Annotated in this window: 13 protein-coding genes; 3 read left to right on the plus strand and 10 right to left on the minus strand. The window is 62.6% G+C overall.

Translation table 11 applies throughout. The features are described from left to right. Positions 1-24: 24 nt before the first annotated feature. From HRU92_RS09530 to HRU92_RS09555, 6 genes are all read right to left on the minus strand, one after another. Positions 25-276 carry a GlsB/YeaQ/YmgE family stress response membrane protein gene (locus HRU92_RS09530; RefSeq protein ID WP_127753775.1) on the minus strand — a complete coding sequence of 84 codons (252 nt, stop codon included), beginning with the start codon at positions 274-276 and terminating at the stop codon, positions 25-27. Between the two features lie 87 nt (positions 277-363). Further along, complete coding sequence (locus tag HRU92_RS09535) at positions 364-1,146, minus strand: ThuA domain-containing protein (RefSeq protein ID WP_172123892.1); 783 nt, start codon at positions 1,144-1,146, stop codon at positions 364-366. A gap of 200 nt (positions 1,147-1,346) precedes the next feature. After that, a complete protein-coding gene (locus HRU92_RS09540) occupies positions 1,347-2,354 on the minus strand; it encodes an ABC transporter ATP-binding protein (protein ID WP_172123894.1) in 1,008 nt (335 codons plus the stop codon). Between the two features lie 158 nt (positions 2,355-2,512). Beyond that, positions 2,513-3,361, minus strand: coding sequence for a carbohydrate ABC transporter permease (locus HRU92_RS09545; protein ID WP_127753778.1), 849 nt, complete (start codon positions 3,359-3,361; stop codon positions 2,513-2,515). Beyond that, positions 3,361-4,278 carry a sugar ABC transporter permease gene (locus HRU92_RS09550; RefSeq protein WP_248307100.1) on the minus strand — a complete coding sequence of 306 codons (918 nt, stop codon included), beginning with the start codon at positions 4,276-4,278 and terminating at the stop codon, positions 3,361-3,363. Before HRU92_RS09550 ends, HRU92_RS09545 begins: the two co-directional genes overlap by 1 nt. A 152-nt stretch (positions 4,279-4,430) precedes the next feature. Beyond that, entirely contained in the window at positions 4,431-5,681 is a 1,251-nt protein-coding gene (locus tag HRU92_RS09555) for an ABC transporter substrate-binding protein (protein ID WP_172125090.1), read from the minus strand. 328 nt (positions 5,682-6,009) lie between these two features. On the opposite strand from HRU92_RS09555, the gene sseA reads away from it, so the two are divergent. The 3 genes from sseA (at position 6,010) to HRU92_RS09570 (ending at position 11,370) form a co-directional block, all read left to right on the plus strand. Then, positions 6,010-6,840 carry a 3-mercaptopyruvate sulfurtransferase gene (gene sseA / locus HRU92_RS09560; RefSeq protein ID WP_172123898.1) on the plus strand — a complete coding sequence of 277 codons (831 nt, stop codon included), beginning with the start codon at positions 6,010-6,012 and terminating at the stop codon, positions 6,838-6,840. Between the two features lie 122 nt (positions 6,841-6,962). Next, the gene (locus HRU92_RS09565; protein WP_210258560.1) at positions 6,963-8,222 is read left to right on the plus strand and encodes an efflux RND transporter periplasmic adaptor subunit; all 1,260 of its coding nucleotides are present in this window, start codon (positions 6,963-6,965) and stop codon (positions 8,220-8,222) included. 13 nt (positions 8,223-8,235) lie between these two features. After that, positions 8,236-11,370 carry an efflux RND transporter permease subunit gene (locus HRU92_RS09570; protein ID WP_172123900.1) on the plus strand — a complete coding sequence of 1,045 codons (3,135 nt, stop codon included), beginning with the start codon at positions 8,236-8,238 and terminating at the stop codon, positions 11,368-11,370. Between the two features lie 440 nt (positions 11,371-11,810). Here HRU92_RS09570 and mmsB read toward each other — a convergent pair whose 3' ends face one another. The 4 genes from mmsB to chvE (HRU92_RS09590) form a co-directional block, all read right to left on the minus strand. Further along, complete coding sequence (mmsB, locus tag HRU92_RS09575) at positions 11,811-13,037, minus strand: multiple monosaccharide ABC transporter permease (protein ID WP_127753783.1); 1,227 nt, start codon at positions 13,035-13,037, stop codon at positions 11,811-11,813. After that, positions 13,034-14,566, minus strand: a complete 1,533-nt coding sequence (mmsA, locus tag HRU92_RS09580; RefSeq protein ID WP_172123902.1) for a multiple monosaccharide ABC transporter ATP-binding protein — start codon at positions 14,564-14,566, stop codon at positions 13,034-13,036. Before mmsA ends, mmsB begins: the two co-directional genes overlap by 4 nt. A 124-nt stretch (positions 14,567-14,690) precedes the next feature. Next, positions 14,691-15,755 (minus strand): multiple monosaccharide ABC transporter substrate-binding protein, encoded by a 1,065-nt coding sequence (gene chvE / locus HRU92_RS09585; RefSeq protein WP_210258677.1) that lies wholly within the window; start codon positions 15,753-15,755, stop codon positions 14,691-14,693. Positions 15,756-15,866: 111 nt separating this feature from the next. After that, the gene (gene chvE, locus HRU92_RS09590) at positions 15,867-16,940 is read right to left on the minus strand and encodes a multiple monosaccharide ABC transporter substrate-binding protein (protein WP_172123906.1); all 1,074 of its coding nucleotides are present in this window, start codon (positions 16,938-16,940) and stop codon (positions 15,867-15,869) included. Between the last annotated feature and the right edge of the window lie 378 nt (positions 16,941-17,318).

Here is a 17,318-nt window from a genome sequence, read left to right on the forward strand (position 1 = left end):
CCTTTTTTTGTTGGTTGCAACGGATTAAGCCCGCCGGGCCAACTGGCTCCAAACCAGCAGCACGATCACCGCGCCAACCACCGCCCCGATAAACCCCGCCCCATCATTGGCGTCGTAGAGCCCGATCTGCTGCCCCAGGAATGTCGCCACCAGTGAGCCGACAATGCCCAGCACCGTAGTGAGGATAAAGCCGGATGGCTTGTGATCGCCCGGCGTGATCCAGCGCGCGATCAGCCCCGCAAAGAACCCAACGAAAATACTCCAGATAATGCCCATTTCGGTCCCCCTGTTCGCGCCACTAGATGCGCAATGGAAGCCGCACTTGCAAGATCGGGAATGTTCACTGCGCTGGGCTTACCGGGCCTAGCGAAACCCTTCTTCGCGCCCATGATGCAGCTTGGGCCCGCGCTCCTCGATCTGTTCGGGCGCTTCGTCGACCGGTCGGTTGGGCGCGGTGAGCAACTGCGGATAGCTGTTGGCATTATAGGCCCAGTTCACCGCATTGCGCAGCACCAGCCCCACCGTATCGTCGTGATAGGTCGGATAGGTTTCGTGGCCCGGGCGGAAATAGAAGATATTGCCCGCGCCACGCCGATAGGTCAGCCCCGAGCGGAACACTTCCCCACCCTGGAACCAGGACACGAACACCGTTTCGAGCGGCTCGGGCACCGAGAACGGCTCGCCATACATTTCTTCCATTTCGAGCTCGAAGAACGGCGGCAGTCCCTTGGCGATGGGGTGGCCGGGATTGGTGACCCACAGCCGCTCGCGCTCGCCCGCTTCGCGCCAGGAGAGGCCGCAGGGCGATCCCATCAGCCGCTTGAAGATTTTTGAGAAATGCCCGGAATGGAGCACGATCAGCCCCATGCCTTCCCAGACGCGCTGGGCGATCCGCTCGACCACCTCGTCCTCGACCTGGCCATGGGCGGCGTGTCCCCACCAGATCAGCACATCGGTCTCGGCCAATGCCGCTTCGCTGCAGCCATGCTCGGGGTCCTGCAGGGTCGCGGTCTTGGTCGAGATATTGCTGTCGCTGGCGAGGAGCTTGGCGATCTGGTTGTGCATGCCCTCGGGGTAATTGTCCGCGACGATCTTGTTCTTTTGCTCATGGACATTTTCGCCCCAGACCAGGGTACGGATCGGCATGGTCGTCTCCTATGGATAGCTCTTGTACGGGTGGTTGGGCCGGCCCGACCTCCGCTGAACAGGCGGTTCGTCTGGAATCCAGCGCCGCCACTCGGGTCATCGAACCGGGAAAGCAACGCCAGGGCGCCTCCCGCAAGCCCAACGCTTGGCGCAATCTCCCGTTGCGCGCGCCTGCGTCGGTCAGCGCAGGCGCGCGCTCTTTAGCGGATCGGTTTGCCGGCGCCATCAAAGCGGTGGATTTTATCGTCCATCGGACTGATATGCACCGTCTCGCCCGAATGGTAGCTGTTGTTGCCATCGAGCCGCACCACTACGGGCTCTTCGGTGCCCATTTCGAGATAAACATAGCTGTCGGCACCCAGGTTTTCCGTATGGATCACCTTGCCGGTCCACAGCCCCTCGCTGGGCTTGATGATGATGTGTTCGCCCCGGATGCCCACAGTCTTGGCGCCAAAGGGCGCCGCCAGTTCCCCGGAGAGGAAGTTCATCTTCGGCGAACCGATAAACCCGGCGACGAACATGGAATCTGGCCGCTCATAGAGCTCCATCGGCGTGCCCACCTGCTCGATCATCCCGTCGCGCAGCACGCAGATGCGGTCGGCCAGCGTCATCGCTTCCACCTGATCATGGGTCACATAGATCATGGTGACGTCGTTCATCTCTTCGTGCAGCTTGGCGATCTCGATACGCGTCGCCACGCGCAGCGCCGCATCGAGGTTCGAGAGCGGCTCGTCGAACAGGAACACCCGCGGATCGCGCGTGATCGCCCGCCCGATGGCTACGCGCTGGCGCTGCCCGCCCGACAGCTGTTTGGGCAGCCGGTCGAGATAGGGCCGGATCTGCAGCATATCGGCGGCCCGCTCCACCCGCTGGCGGATCTCTTCCTTGCCCTTGCCCTTTTCCAGCGTCAGCCCGAAGGCCATGTTCTCGTAGACCGTCATATGCGGATAAAGCGCATAGGACTGGAACACCATGGCGATGCCGCGCTTCGATGGGGCCAGCGCGTTGACCACCTCGCCATCAAACAGCATCTCGCCCGAGGTAATGTCCTCGAGCCCGCAGATCAGCCGCAGCAAGGTAGATTTGCCGCAGCCCGAGGGCCCGACAAACACCATGAACTCGCCCGAGCGCACCTGCAGGTCGACGCCCTTGATCACCTCCACCACGCCAAAGGCCTTGCGGATATTGCGAAGCTCGATGCTAGCCATGTTGCGGTTCCTTTGAAAACCGATTGGTCATTCGGGTCAGGTCGAGGCGAAAATGCCGACAAGCGAGTACCGAACCGGAGCGTACATTTTGTACGTGAGGACCGGAAGCGCAGCGAATTGGCATTTGCAGCCCGGCCTCACCTGAATGAACATCGGGGTTAGCCTTTGACGCCGCCGGCGGTGAGCCCGCTGACGATCTTGCGCTGGAAAATCAGCACCAGCACCACCAGCGGCACCGTCACGATCACCGAAGCGGCCATGATCAGCCCCCAGGGCGTTTCGAACTGCGAGCCACCCGAGAGCAGCGCAATCGCCACCGGAACAGTGCGGGTATTGTTGGATGAGGTGAAGGTCAACGCGAACAGGAACTCATTCCAGGCGCTGATGAAGGCCAGGAGCCCCGTCGTCACCAGCGCCGGCCACATCAGCGGCAGGAAGACGCGGGTGATGATCACCCAGGGGGTGGCGCCATCAACGATCGCCGCTTCCTCGATCTCCACCGGCAGGTCGCGCATGAAGGTGGTCAGTACCCAGACGGTAAAGGGCAGCGTGAAGATCGTGTAGGAAAAGATCAGCGCCCAGGGGGTGTTGTAGATCCCAAGGCTGCGGATCACCTCGAACAGCCCGGCCAGCACCGCGATCTGGGGAAACATCGAGACGGCGAGGATCGTCATCAGCAATAAGCTACGGCCCCGGAACCGCACGCGGCTCAGCGCATAGGCCGCCGTCACAGCCAGAAACAGCGCCAGCAACACGGTGACGGTCGCGACAAAGATCGAGTTGAGCAGATTGCGCGGAAAGCTGCCTGAGGTCAGCACCGATTGGTAGTTCTGCAGGCTGAACGAGGTCGGCCAATAGCTGACCCGGAAAATATCCGTGCCCGATTTGAAACTGGTCAGGATCGCGTAATAGAACGGGAACACCGAGACGACGACGATCACGAGGACCAGCAGGTAGAACAGCACCCGCTTGATCAGCTTCCAGGGATGGATGGTAGCAGCGGCCATCAGCGATCTCCCCCATCGAAATTGACCCGTCCCAGCCAGATATAAAGGATGGTGAACAGCACGATGAGCACGAACAGGAATGTCGACTGCGCCGAGCCATAGGCAAAATTGTCGAAGTCGAAGAGGTTCTCGCGCGCCAGCACCGACATGGTCTTGGTGGCCGCGCTATTGGGCGTCAGCACATAGATCAGATCGAAGATGCGCAGCGCATCGAGAATGCGGAAGATGATCGCCACCATCAGCGCTGGCCGGACCAGCGGCAGCGTGATCCGGAAGAACTGCTTGACCGGATGCACGCCGTCGATTTCGGCCGCCTCATAGATGTCGCGCGGAATCATCTGCAAGCCCGCCAGGATCAGCAGCGCCATAAACGGCGTCGTTTTCCAGATATCGACGATCAGCACCGCGGTCATCGCCGTTTCGGGTGACGCCGTCCAGGCCACTTTCTGGCTCAACAGGCCCAGCTTCATGCCGAGATCGTTGATGATGCCGAACTGGTCGTTCAGCATCCAGCCCCACATGCGGGCCGAAACAATGGTCGGGATCGCCCAGGGGATCAGGATGGCCGCCCGCACAATGCCGCGGCCCTTGAACTCGGCATTGAGCACCAGCGCCACCAGCATGCCCAGCACCGCCTCGGCGGACACCGAAATGACAGCGAAACGAACGGTGTTCCAGACGGCGTTCCACCAGGCCGGATCCACCAGCAGGCCACGGTAAATCGTGCGCCCGCTTTCGAGCGTGCGGATCTGCAGATAATTGCTGAACCCCACCCATTCGGCCCCATAAAGGTCGTTGAGCGAAGCGTCGGTGAAGGAAAAATAGATCGAGCGAAGCAGCGGCCAGCCGGCCACCACCGCCAGCGCCGCCATCATCGGCAACAGGAACCAGCGCGCCGCCCGCAGGCGCTGCTGCATCAGCTGGGACTGGGCCTTGGGTCTGGCTGCGGGGACTGGCGCCGCCAGGGTTTCGGTAGCCATTTGCTGCTCCTCCCCCGTTATTTGCCCCCGGCTGGAGGCGGGCGGCTAGCGTGCCGTCCGCCCGAGCTGACGAGGGCCCGACTTCTGGCTTACCAGCCGCTGCCCTTGAGGTCGGTCAGATCGAGTTCCAGCACTTCGAGGTTCTCCGCCGCCGAGCCATTGCCCGAAAGCGTGTCATGCACAGCGCTCCAGAACAGCGAGGAGACCTGGTTGTAATCCGCCTTGGTCGGGGCCGATGGACGCGGCACCGCATTCTGGAAGATTTCCTTCCAGTTCGGCACGATCGGCGCGGCCTCGGCGATTTCGGCATCGTCATAAAGGGCTTCGATCGTGGGCAATTGCGTCTGGTTGATCGCCCGCGCTTTTTGCACTTCGGGCGAGCTCAGGAACAAGGCCAGCTCGATGGCCGCATCGGGATCCTGGGAATATTTGGATACGGCATAATTCCAGCCACCCAGCGTTGCGGCCGACCGCGCCTCGGCGCCATCGCCTGCTGGCAGGGGCGCCACGTCGAACTTGCCGGCAATGCTGGAGTCCGAGCCATTGCCCAGCGCATAAGCATAGGGCCAGTTGCGCATGAACACTGCATTGCCCAGCTGCCAGACGCCGCGGCTTTCTTCTTCGCCATAAGCGAGATTGCCTTCGGGCGAGATCGTGCCGATCCAGCTGGCCGCTTCCTCGAGCGCCGCGACCGCCTGCTCGTTGTTGATGGAAATGGTGCCGTCGGCCTCAACCACCTGCCCGCCGCCATAGGATTTGACCCATTCCAGCGCGTTGCAGGTCAGCCCTTCATAGGCATTGCCCTGGAAGACGAAGCCGAACATGTCGGGGTTCCCCGCCGCACGCTCGCCATCCATCACTTCCTGGGCGGTCGCCTTGAGCTCGGCCCAGGTGCCGGGCACTTCCTTGCCGTATTTTTCCAGCAGGTCGGTGCGGTAATACAGGGCTGGCGCGTCGGTATAGCCGGGCATGGCTACGAGCTTGCCGTCCACGGTCTGGGATTCGATGATCGAGGGGAAATGCGCCCCGATCACATCGGCAGCCGCTTCGCTGAGGTCGAGGAACTGGTCCGCCAGCTGCGGCGCCCAGATCACGTCGGTGGTATACACGTCGATATCGGCATTGCCCGCCGCCAGCCACAGCCGATACTGGCCGAACTGGTCCGAGGTCGATGACGGCATGGGCACGATGGTGACGGTGTGCCCGGTCTGCTCGGCAAACAGGTCCAGCTGGGTCTGCAGGAATGCCAGCCCCGTGCCGGTGTCCCCCGAAACAATGGACAGCTCGGCCGCTTGCGCGGCGCTCGCCACCAGGGTGACGCTCGCCAGCAGACCGGCCATCAGCTTGTTGATCTTCATTGGTATCCTCCCGAATGAAACATGCGACGAGGAAGAACCCGGCCAACACACGCGCCTCGATCCGGGCGGCGCTGCCAGCATTCCACCTCAATGCTTTAGCTCGCTGGTTGACCCAACACTTCTCCTAAAGCCTTCTTGCCACGAGACAACCAGAGGCCCCCTACACTGTCAAGCAGCGGCCAGGTTAATTTGCCCCGGCCCTGCTTTTTGACAAGAATGCCACCCCTTCCCCGCCCGAACTGTCTCGCGCCGGTTTGACGCGCGCGGGCGCCCGCGCCATGGTGGCGCGCAATGCGCAAGGAGTCGGATCATGGATAATCACTTTGTTTCAACCGACTGGCTGGCCGACCGTCTCGGCGATCCCGATCTGGTGATCGTGGATGGCTCCTGGCACATGCCCGGCTCCGTGCGCGATCCGCACGCCGAGTATCTGGAGTCCCATCTGCCGGGCGCGGTGTTCTTCGACATCGACGCGATCGCCGACAAGGACACCGACCTGCCCCATATGCTGCCCGCCCCTGCCGCCTTTGCCGGCGCCGTGGGTGAGCTCGGCATCGCCGATACCATGACCATCGTGGTCTACGACCAGCTCGGCATGGCCACTGCCCCCCGCGTCTGGTGGACCTTCAAGGTCATGGGCGCGCCCAACGTGCTCCTGCTCGAGGGCGGCTCGCCCAAATGGCGCGCCGAGGGCCGCCCCACCGAGTCAGGTCCCGTGCAGCGCGAGCCGCAATGGTTCCAAGTGCGGCTCGATCCCGACCGCGTCACCGATTTCGGCACCGTGCTCGCCCGCAGCCGCGACCGTGAAGCGCAGATCCTTGATGCCCGCCCCGCCGCTCGCTTCAACGCCGAAGTGCCCGAGCCGCGCCCGGGCCTGCGCGGTGGCCGCATTCCCGGCAGCATCAATGTGCCCGCGAGCCTTTTGACCGAAGCGGGTGCCATGCGCTCGCCTGACGAGCTGCGACAGCTTTTCGCCGAGCGCCGCATCGATCTCAGCCGCCCCATCATCACCACCTGTGGCTCGGGCATCACCGCCTCTGCCCTTGCGCTCGCGCTTGAGGTCGCCGGCGCCAAGGATGTGTCGGTTTATGACGGCTCCTGGACCGAATGGGGCGCCAATCCCGATGCTCCGATCGCCTGAAACGGCGGTGCATGGTTAATTAACGGCATTGTAACGTGCGCAGGGGGGACCAAGGCTGATATGCTGCAACCGACAGCGCTGCGGCTCCTTCGCGCGCATTAGGTGAATGGGATTAAATCAGCTTGATACGGCAGCTTCTGGCATCGGTGATCATTTTAGCCGCTGCGGCCCTGGCATGGGTCTTTTTCGCCCCCGGCGCTACACAAACCCTGGCCTCCTACGGCATCGCCCTGCCCTTTGGCTCCACCCAGGAAGTTGCCAATGCCCCTCCAGCCGGGCGCCCGGGCGGCGCTCCTGGCGCCCCTGATGGCGCTCCCCGTGGACCCGCGGCCGGCCCTGGCGCAAACCCTGGTTCAGGTCCGGGCGGGCGCGGCCCAGGTGGCCCGCGCGGCGCCAGTCGCCAAACCAATGTCGTGACCACCGGGGTCACCCTCGCCACCATTAACGACACCCTCAGCGCCATCGGCGAAGGCACCGCCGTGCGCTCGGTCACCGTGGTTTCCTCCGCCGGCGGCACGCTGACCGAAGTTCTGGTCGCGCCCGGCCAGGAAGTGGCAGCCGGCGACGTCATCGCCCGCCTCGAAGCCGATGCCGAACAGCTTGCCCTCGACCGCGCCCGCCTCGCCGCCGATGATGCCGCTGCGACCCTTGCCCGCACCGAAGGGCTCGCCAGCTCCAATGTCGTGGCCAACACCGCCCTCACCGCCGCCCAGCTCGCCGCCGCCAATGCCGACCTCGAGGTGCGCAATGCCGAACTGGCCCTCGCCCGCCGCACTATCACCAGCCCAATCAGCGGCACGGTCGGATTGATCCAGGTCACCCCCGGCAATTATGTCGGCGCGCAAACCACCGTCACCACCATTGATGACATCGCGTCGGTGCGCGTCGATTTCTGGGTGCCCGAGCGCTACACCAGCATCGTCCAGCCAGGAACGCCCATCACCGTATCCGCCCTCGCCGTGCCGGGCCGCACTTTTGAAGGCGAGATCAGCGCCCTCGACAATCGCGTCGATCCCGCCAGCCGCACGCTCCAGGTCCAGGCTGAAATTCCCAATGAGGACGGCACCCTCCGCCCCGGCATGTCTTTCCAGGTGGCCCTGCGCTTCCCCGGCGAAACCTATCCAGCCGTCAATCCGCTGGCGATCCTGTGGTCCACCGAGGGCTCTTATGTCTGGAAATATGTCGAGGGCCGCGCCGTGCGTGTGTCTGCCGAAATCGTCCAGCGCAACAGTGACGGCGTTTTGGTCCGGGCCGATCTGGAGCCGGGCGACGCCATCATCACCGAAGGCGTGCTGCAGCTGAGCGAAGGCGCTCAGGTGACGCTCCTTGAAGGGCCCGACGGCACCGGGGGCGAACAGCCCCAGGCCGCGTCGGCCAGCTAGCCCGCAAAGGATTATGCCCATGTCGATTGCAGCAAAAAACCAGCGCGGCGGCACCCTCGCCGGCCTCTTTGTGCGCCGCCCGGTCATGGCGATGGTGATCAATGCCCTCATCGTCGTGGCCGGCCTTGCCGCGCTGCTGGGCGCCGAAGTGCGCGAACTGCCCAGCGTCGAGCAGCCCGTCCTGTCCATCTCCACCCGCTTTGAGGGCGCGGCCGCTGAAACCGTTGATCGCGAGGTCACCGCGGTTGTAGAAGGCGCCGTGGCGCGCGTTCAGGGCGTCACCGCCATTTCCTCGAGTTCCTCCACCAATACCAGCCGCGTTACCCTGGAATTTACTGACGGCACCAATCTCGATGTCGCGACCTCCGATGTCCGCGATGCCCTGAGCCGCGTCACGCGCTCCCTGCCCGACGGGGTAGATGACCCCACCATCTTCAAGGCAGACTCCGATGCCCAAGCCGTTATCCAGCTTGCGGTCACGTCCGATATCGTCCCGGTAGGCGAGCTGAGCCAGCTGGTCGAGGACGTGATTTCCGAGCGCCTCGCCGCCGTCAACGGCGTGGCCGAAGTGCAGGTCTATGGCACGCGCGAAACCGCGTTCGAGATTGATGTCGATCCCGTCAAGCTCGCCAGCCTTGGGCTCACCGTCGCCGATATCCGCAACGCCGTTTCCACCATTGCCTTCGATACGCCCGCCGGCTCGATAAACGGCCCCAACCAGAATATTTCCGTGCGCGCCCTCTCCGAAGTCACCCAGCCGGAGGACTTCGAGAACATCATCATCTCGGGCAAGACGACGCTGGGCGATGTCGCGACTGTCGTCTTCGACGCCGCCGCCAGCACTTCGTCGCTCCGCTCCGATGGCAAGCCCGGCATTGGCCTCGGCATCGTGCGCCAGGCCCAGTCCAACACCATCGAGATTTCGGAAGGTGTTCATGCCGCCGTCGAGGTGCTCAACCAGACCCTGCCCGAAGGCGTCAACGTCAAGATTTCCAGCGACGACGCGGTGTTCATCGAGGGGGCACTGCACGAGGTGCAGATTGCCCTTATCGTCTCGCTACTGGTGGTCGTCGCCATCATCTATCTGTTCCTGCTCGATTGGCGCGCCACCATCGTGCCAGCACTTTCCATGCCTATCGCCCTTTTGGGCGCCGTGGCCGGCATTTACCTCGCCGGGTTCTCGCTCAACATCATCACGCTGCTCGCGCTCGTTCTGGCGACAGGCCTTGTGGTCGACGACGCCATCGTGGTGCTGGAAAATATCGTCCGCCGCAAGGCGATGGGCGCTGGACCTCGCGCCGCCGCCGTCCTGGGCACCCAGGAAGTGTTCTTTGCCGTGGTCGCCACCACACTGACCCTTGCTGCGGTGTTCATCCCGCTGTCATTCCTTGCCGGCCAGACCGGGCGACTGTTCCGCGAATTCGGCTTCACTCTCGCGATCGCCGTGCTGTTGTCTTCGGTAGTGGCGCTGTCGCTTGGCCCCATGATCGCCTCGCGCCTGCTCAAGGCCGAGCCGCATACCGATCAACCCCGCAAGGGTCTGATCGGCGGCATCGGGCGCTTCTTTGCCCGTCTTTATAACCGCACCCTCAAGCTCGCCCTCGCCAACCCCTTTGTGGTCGTGCTCGTCGCCCTGCTCTTTGCCGCCTCGTCCTATTACGTCTATGGCAATCTGCGTCAGGAGATCACCCCGCCCGAGGACCGCTCGCAGATTTCCCTGCGCGTGCAGGCCCCCAGCACAGCCAGCCTCGATTATGTGCGCAGCCAGATGACGACCATCGAGTCCATGCTGCAGCCCTTTGTCGACAATGGCGAAATCCGCTCGATCTTTGTGCTCTCCGGCTGGGGCAATGGCGGCTCGCTCACTCTTTCCCTTGCCCCCTGGGGTGAACGGGAACGTAGCCAGGCCGAAATCGCGGCCGACATCAATGCCCTGATGGCCCAGGTTCCCGGCGTGCGCGCTTCGGTCGGTCAGGGCAACAGCCTTGGCATCCGCGGCGGCGGCTCGGGCCTGCAATTTGCCGTGGTCGGCTCCAACTATGATGTGCTGGCCGACACGGCCGAAACCATCAGCGACCGGCTCGAGGAAGACGGGCGCTTCGGTCGCGTTACCGTCAATTTCGATACGACTCAGCCCCAGCTCACCTTGTCGGTCAACCGCGAACGAGCCGACGCGCTCGGCATCGATATCAACGGCCTTGCCACCACCATGCAAGCCATGATCGACGGCACCGATGTGGGCACCGTCTTCATTGAGGACACCAGCTACACCGTGCGGATGCTCTCCACCAGCAACCCGGTGAACGACCCGCGCGACCTCGAAACCCTCTTCGTCAAGACCGGCCAGGGCCGCTATGTGCCCATGTCGACCATCGCCACCATCACCGAGTCTGCCGTGCCGCCGACCTTGCGGCGCGAGCAGCAGCGGCGCGCAGTGACGGTCACTGCCAGCCTTGAAGATGGCGGCCTGGCGCTCGGCGACGCCTATACTCGGCTGCTTGAAATCGCTCGCCCGATCATGCCCGAGGGCACCGCCATCCTGCCCCTTGCCGAAGCCAAGACGCTGGGTGAAGCCAATAACGGCCTATTCCTCACTTTCGGCTTTGCGCTTGTCATCATCCTTCTGGTGCTGGCGGCGCAGTTCGAAAGCTTGTGGAGCGCCATTATCGTCATGACCACGGTGCCCTTTGGCGTTGCGGCGGCGCTCTACGCCCTGCTGGCCACGGGAGGCAGTCTCAACATCTTCAGCCAGATCGGGCTCGTCCTCGTGGTCGGCATCATGGCCAAGAACGGCATTCTGATTGTTGAATTTGCCAACCAGCTGCGTGATGAGGGCCGGTCCGTGGCTGAGGCGATCGAGGAAGCATCCAATATCCGCCTGCGCCCGGTGATGATGACCATGATCGCCACCATCATCGGCGGCCTGCCATTGGTGCTGGCCAGCGGCGCGGGCGCCGAAGCGCGGACGGCGCTTGGCTGGGTGATGGTGGGCGGCCTCAGCTTCGCCGCCATTTCGACGCTCTACCTGACGCCGGTGGCCTATCTGCTGCTGGCCCGCTTCAGCAAGCCTAAGGCCGAACAGGAAGCGCGCCTCGAGCGCGAACTCGACGCCGCCAACGCCCCGGCGGCACCGGTCCCGGCAGAGTAAGCCGGCACCGGACGCGTCGGTCGCCCCGTGGCGGCCGACCAACTTATCCCCGGTGCCAAAAGCTCGGTTATTGTTGCCCCATCTTCATGCGCAACTGCGCGGTCGCGACGAACGGTCGGCATGGGGACGCCGGATGGCATGGGGGTCGCTCCATGTCCTGTGGTTTAAAGGATGATCTGTGACCCGATTTGAGCCCCCGGGTTTGTCTTTCGGCACGGGCTTAAGCCGAGGACGGTCCTTTCCATAGAGTCTCCGGGATAGCATGGGGCAAGGCTTGCTTCACCTATACCTTTCGCCGGACGACCGGCACCGAGGCGATCCTTGCCCCATGTCGCAGCCGCTGACCTTTGGTCGAGCGGAGATTCGGCACATCCCCGCCCTTGTAAACAAAAGGCCGCCGGATTGCTCCGGCGGCCAGATTTGAATCTGCGAACAGGCGCTTAGGCTTTGTTCTTGTTGTAAACGTCGAACACCACGGCGCCCAACAGCACCAGGCCCTTGATCACCTGCTGCCAGTCGATATTGACGCCCATGATCGACATGCCATTGTTCATCACGCCCATGATGAAGGCGCCGATCACGGCCCCTGCCACCTGCCCCACGCCACCCAGGGCCGAGGCGCCGCCGATGAACACGGCCGCGATCACGTCGAGCTCGAAGCCCTGCCCTGCCTTGGGGGTCGCGGTATTGAGGCGCGCCGCAAAGATCAGCCCGGCAAGAGCCGCCAGCATGCCCATGATCACAAACACATAAAAGGTCAGCCGCTCGGTCTTGATGCCCGAAAGCTGCGCCGCCTTGCTGTTGCCGCCCAGCGCATAGATGCGCCGCCCCAGTGTCGTGCGCTTGGTCACGAACACAAAGATCGCGATCAGGATCGACATCACGATCAGCACATTGGGCAGGCCGCGATAGGAGGCCAGGAGATACGAGAAGAACAGGATCAGCGCACCCAACACCGCGGTCTTGACCGCGAACACGGCAAATGGCTCGGCCTCATAGCCATGTTCCTGGCGGCGCTTGCGGCTGCGCAGGCTGGTGAACACATAGGCCAGCGTCACGAGGATACCGATCACCAGCGTCGTCGTGTGCAGCACCAGCGGCGGGCCATCGCCCTGTGGGATGGTGATGGGGCCGATGATGTCGGGGACAAAGCCGGCGCTCAGCAGCTGGAACTCCACCGGGAACGGCCCGACCGAAGCGCCGCCCAGCAGCGCCAGCACCAGGCCCTTGAACACCAGCATGCCCGCCAGCGTCACGATAAAGGACGGGATCTTGAGATAAGCGATCCAATAGCCCTGTGCCGCGCCGATGGCAGCACCAACCGCCAGGCACAGCACCATGGTGGCGAGTGGCGGAATGCCCCAGCGCACCATCATGATCGCGGCGAGACCGCCGACAAAGCCCGAGACCGAGCCCACCGACAGATCGATATGGCCAGCGACGATCACCAGCAGCATGCCCAGCGACATGATCACGATATAGGAGTTCTGCAGGATCACATTGGTCAGGTTCAATGGCCGGAACATCGTGCCATTGGTGGTGATCTGGAAGAACACCATGATGGCCAGCAACGCGACGACCAGCCCGTAGTCGCGAAGATTGGCCTGGAGTACGGAGCGCGCCGAAGAAGTGGTGCTCGGTACCTGCGGTACGGTTTCGGTGGTCATGCGATTTTTCCTTCTGCACGCACGATAGAGCGCATGATTCGTTCCTGGCTTGCCTCGCTCCCGGCGAGCTCGCCAACGATGCGGCCTTCATTCATCACATAGATACGGTCACAGATCCCCAGCAGCTCGGGCATTTCCGAGGAGATGACCAGAATGCCCTTCCCCTCGTCAGCCAGCTTGTTGATGATCGTATAGATTTCATACTTGGCGCCAACATCGATGCCGCGGGTGGGCTCGTCGAGGATCAGCAGGTCAGGGTTGGCGAACAGCCACTTGCTGAGCACGACCTTCTGCTGGTTGCCGCCCGAAAGATTGCCCACGATCTGATAGACGCTCGAGGAGCGGATATTGGTCATCTTGCGATAATCGTTGGCGACCTTCATCTCGGCCATGTCGTCGATCACCCCGCCATGCGAGATGCCCGGCAAATTGGCCAGCGTCGTATTGTGCTTGATGTGGTCGATCAGGTTCAGCCCATAGGTCTTGCGATCCTCGGTGGCATAGGCAATCCCGGCATCCACTGCCCGGCGGACGGTGGAGGTATCCACCTTCTTGCCATGCATGAACACTTCGCCCGTAATGTTGCGGCCATAGGTCTTGCCAAAAAGGCTCATGGCGAATTCGGTCCGCCCGGCCCCCATCAGCCCGGCAATGCCCACCACTTCGCCCTTGCCCACATTGAGGTTGACCCCCTTGATCACCTGCCGCTCGCTATGGAGCGGGTGGTAGACCGACCAATTCTTGACCTCTAGCAGCACCTCACCGATCTTCGGTTCGCGCTTGGGATAACGATCCTCCAGCGAGCGCCCCACCATGGACGCGATGATCCGGTCTTCCGACATATCGGCGCGGTCCATCGTCTCGATGGTGCGCCCATCCCGGATCACCGTGACCCGGTCGGCGACACGGGCGATCTCGTTGAGCTTGTGCGAGATGATGATCGAAGTAATCCCCTGCGCCTTGAACTCCAGTAGAAGATCAAGCAGTGCCGCGCTGTCCTTCTCGGACAGGCTCGCCGTGGGTTCATCAAGGATCAGCAGTTTGACTTCTTTGGACAGCGCCTTGGCAATTTCCACCAGCTGCTGCTTGCCCACCCCGATATGGGTGACCAACGTATCGGGATCTTCCTTGAGCCCGACCATGGACAACAGCTTGCGCGCGCCATTGCGCGTCTCATCCCAGTCGATCACCCCCGCTTTTGCCTGCTCATTGCCCAGAAAGATGTTTTCGGCAATCGAGAGCAACGGCACCAGCGCCAGCTCCTGATGGATGATGACGATACCCACATGTTCGCTGTCGCGGATGGTTTTGAAGGCAACCGGTTTGTCTTGATAAATGATCTCCCCTTCGTAGCTGCCGGCAGGATAAACCCCGCTCAGCACCTTCATCAGGGTGGATTTGCCCGCGCCGTTTTCCCCCACAATCGCGTGGATCTCGGCTTCGCGCACATCCAGGTTCACATCCTGCAGCGCCTTGACCCCCGGAAAGGTCTTGGTGATGCCGCGCATTTCCAGAATGGTTTTGGTCATCGTCTTGTCTCTAACGCTCCGTAGCGCGGCGCTTAGCTTGGTTCTATCGGGTCCGGCAAGCAACGCCTTTGTGACGGGAAAGGCCCCGCAAACAAATGCGGGGCCCAGTCCTTGGTTTGCAGGATTACTGGACGTCTTCGGCCTTGATATAGCCGGAGTCGATCAGCAGTTCCTGATAGTTGGTCTTGTCGACTTCATATGGCGTCAGCAGGATCGAGGGCACGACCTTGACACCATTGTCGTAAGTGGTGGTGTCGAGGCCTTCCGGCGTTTCGCCCGAAACAACCGTTTCCACGAGGTCCGCGGTGACGCGGGCCAATTCACGGGTGTCCTTGTAAACGGTCGAGTACTGCTCGCCCGCAACAATCGCCTTGACCGACGGAGCCTCGGCGTCCTGGCCCGAAATGATCGGCCAGGCGAGGTCGGACGAACCATAACCAACGCCGCGCAGCGACGAGATGATGCCGCGAGCCAGCCCGTCATTGGGTGCCAGCACGGCATCGACGCGGGTGCCGTCCGAATAAGCGCTGGACAGCAAGTTATCCATGCGAGACTGGGCGGTGGCACCATCCCAGCGCAGGGTACCAACCGTCTGCATGCCGGTCTGCCCGGACTTGACGACGAGGTCCCCCTTGTCGATCAGCGGCTGGAACACGCTCATCGCGCCGTCGTAGAAGAAGAAGGCATTGTTGTCGTCCGGCGAGCCGCCGAACAGCTCGATATTGAACGGGCCGGGCTTCTCGGGATAGCCGAGGCCCTTGAGGATCGAATTGGCCTGCAGCACGCCCACCTGGAAGTTGTCGAAAGTGGTGTAATAATCCACATTCCCCGTGTCGCGGATCAGGCGGTCATAGGCGAACACTTCCACTTCGGACTCGCCCGCCTGCTGCAGCACGGCCGACAGCGTCGTGCCGTCGAGCGCGGCGATCACCAGGGCATCAACACCCGTGGTGAGCATGTTTTCGATCTGGGCAAGCTGGTTGGGAATGTCGTCGCCGGCATATTGCAGGTCGACCGTATAGCCCTTTTCCTCAAGCGCGGCCTTGAGCTCGGCGCCATCGGAAATCCAGCGCAGCGTGGTCTGCTCGGGCATCGAAATGCCGATCGTGCCCTTGTCCTGGGCCAAGGCCGCGCTCGAGGCCGTCATTGCCACGGCGCTCACCGCCAGAACACTGGCGAAGGTCTTCAAAAATGTCATGTATCGCATCCCTGTGGAGCAAAGAACTTTTGCAAGAACGCCGGCGGATTGCTCCGCCAGCGCAGTCATTCCTCGTCCGGGCGAGAACGAAAAGCCCGGCAGTTACTGGAGATCTTCAGCCTTGAGGTAGCCGGAATCCACCACCAGTTCCTGGTAGTTGGACTTGTCGACTTCATAGGGGGTGAGCAGGATCGAGGGCACGACCTTGACGCCATTTTCGTAGGTCGTGGTGTCGAGACCTTCGGGCGTGCCGCCAGTCAGCACGGTTTCCACCAGGTCCGCAGTCACGCGGGCCAGCTCACGGGTGTCCTTGTAGACAGTGGAATACTGCTCGCCGGCAATGATCGCCTTGACCGAGGGGGCTTCCGCATCCTGGCCCGAAATGATGGGCCACGGCTGATCGGCCGAGCCATAGCCCACGCCGCGCAGCGAGGAGATGATGCCGCGCGACAAGCCATCATAGGGGGACAGGACGGCGTCGACGCGCGAACCATCCGAATAGGTGCTCGACAGGAGGTTATCCATGCGGGCCTGCGCCACCGCACCGTCCCAGCGCAACGTCCCAACGGTTTCCATGCCCTGCTGGCCCGACTTGACCACCAGGTCACCCTTGTCGATCAGCGGCTGGAACACGCTCATCGCGCCGTCATAGAAGAAGAAGGCATTGTTGTCGTCGGGCGAGCCGCCAAACAGCTCGATATTGAATGGGCCAGGGTTCTCGGGATAGCCGAGACCCTTGAGGATCGAATTGGCCTGCAGCACGCCGACCTGGAAGTTGTCGAAAGTGGTGTAGTAATCCACATTGCCAGTGTCGCGGATCAACCGGTCATAGGCAACGACCGGGATCCCCGAGTCGGCCGCCTGCTGCAGCACGCTCGACAGCGTCGTGCCGTCGATCGACGCGACAACCAGCGCCTCGACCCCGGTGGTCACCATGTTCTCGACCTGGGCGAGCTGGTTGGGGATGTCGTCTTCAGCATATTGCAGATTGACGGTATAGCCCTTGGCCTCGAGCGCGGCCTTGAGTTCATTGCCGTCCGAGATCCAGCGCAAGGACGACTGGGTTGGCATGGCGATACCGATGGCACCCTTGTCCTGGGCAAAAACCGCTGCCGAACTGACCAGCGCCACGGCGCTGACCGTCAACAAGGTTGCAAGAGATTTGGCAAGCTTCACGTCTCGACTCCCTATGATCTTCAGTATGCAAGAATAAGCATTGGTGCTTGGGGGCGGGCGGCGCCCCACGAATGCGGGCTGCTCAAGGCATGCCGAACCGGAGCGAACCAGGCATCGGCGGCGCCCCGGCGCAGCAGCAATTTGCGTTGCATTGATTCCTCTCCCGGCAGCCGCTGTTGCAGCCGCGGCCCTCCCAAGCCCACGTCGCGGAAGCTAGTTTAATCAGATAAGACTGTAAAGCGACTTTGCTTCCCCCGCGCTCCCCCTACCCTGCCAAAGTTCAACAAGCCTCCCGGTTGCAGCCGCTCTTGCTTGACGATACCGTCCGCCCGCCCGCCAGTGCCCCGAGGCCAAAAAGCATTCGAAGCAATGCAATCT

Origin of the sequence: Devosia sp. 1635 (genome assembly GCF_013185955.1) — a bacterium.
Classification (GTDB): Bacteria; Pseudomonadota; Alphaproteobacteria; order Rhizobiales; family Devosiaceae; genus Devosia.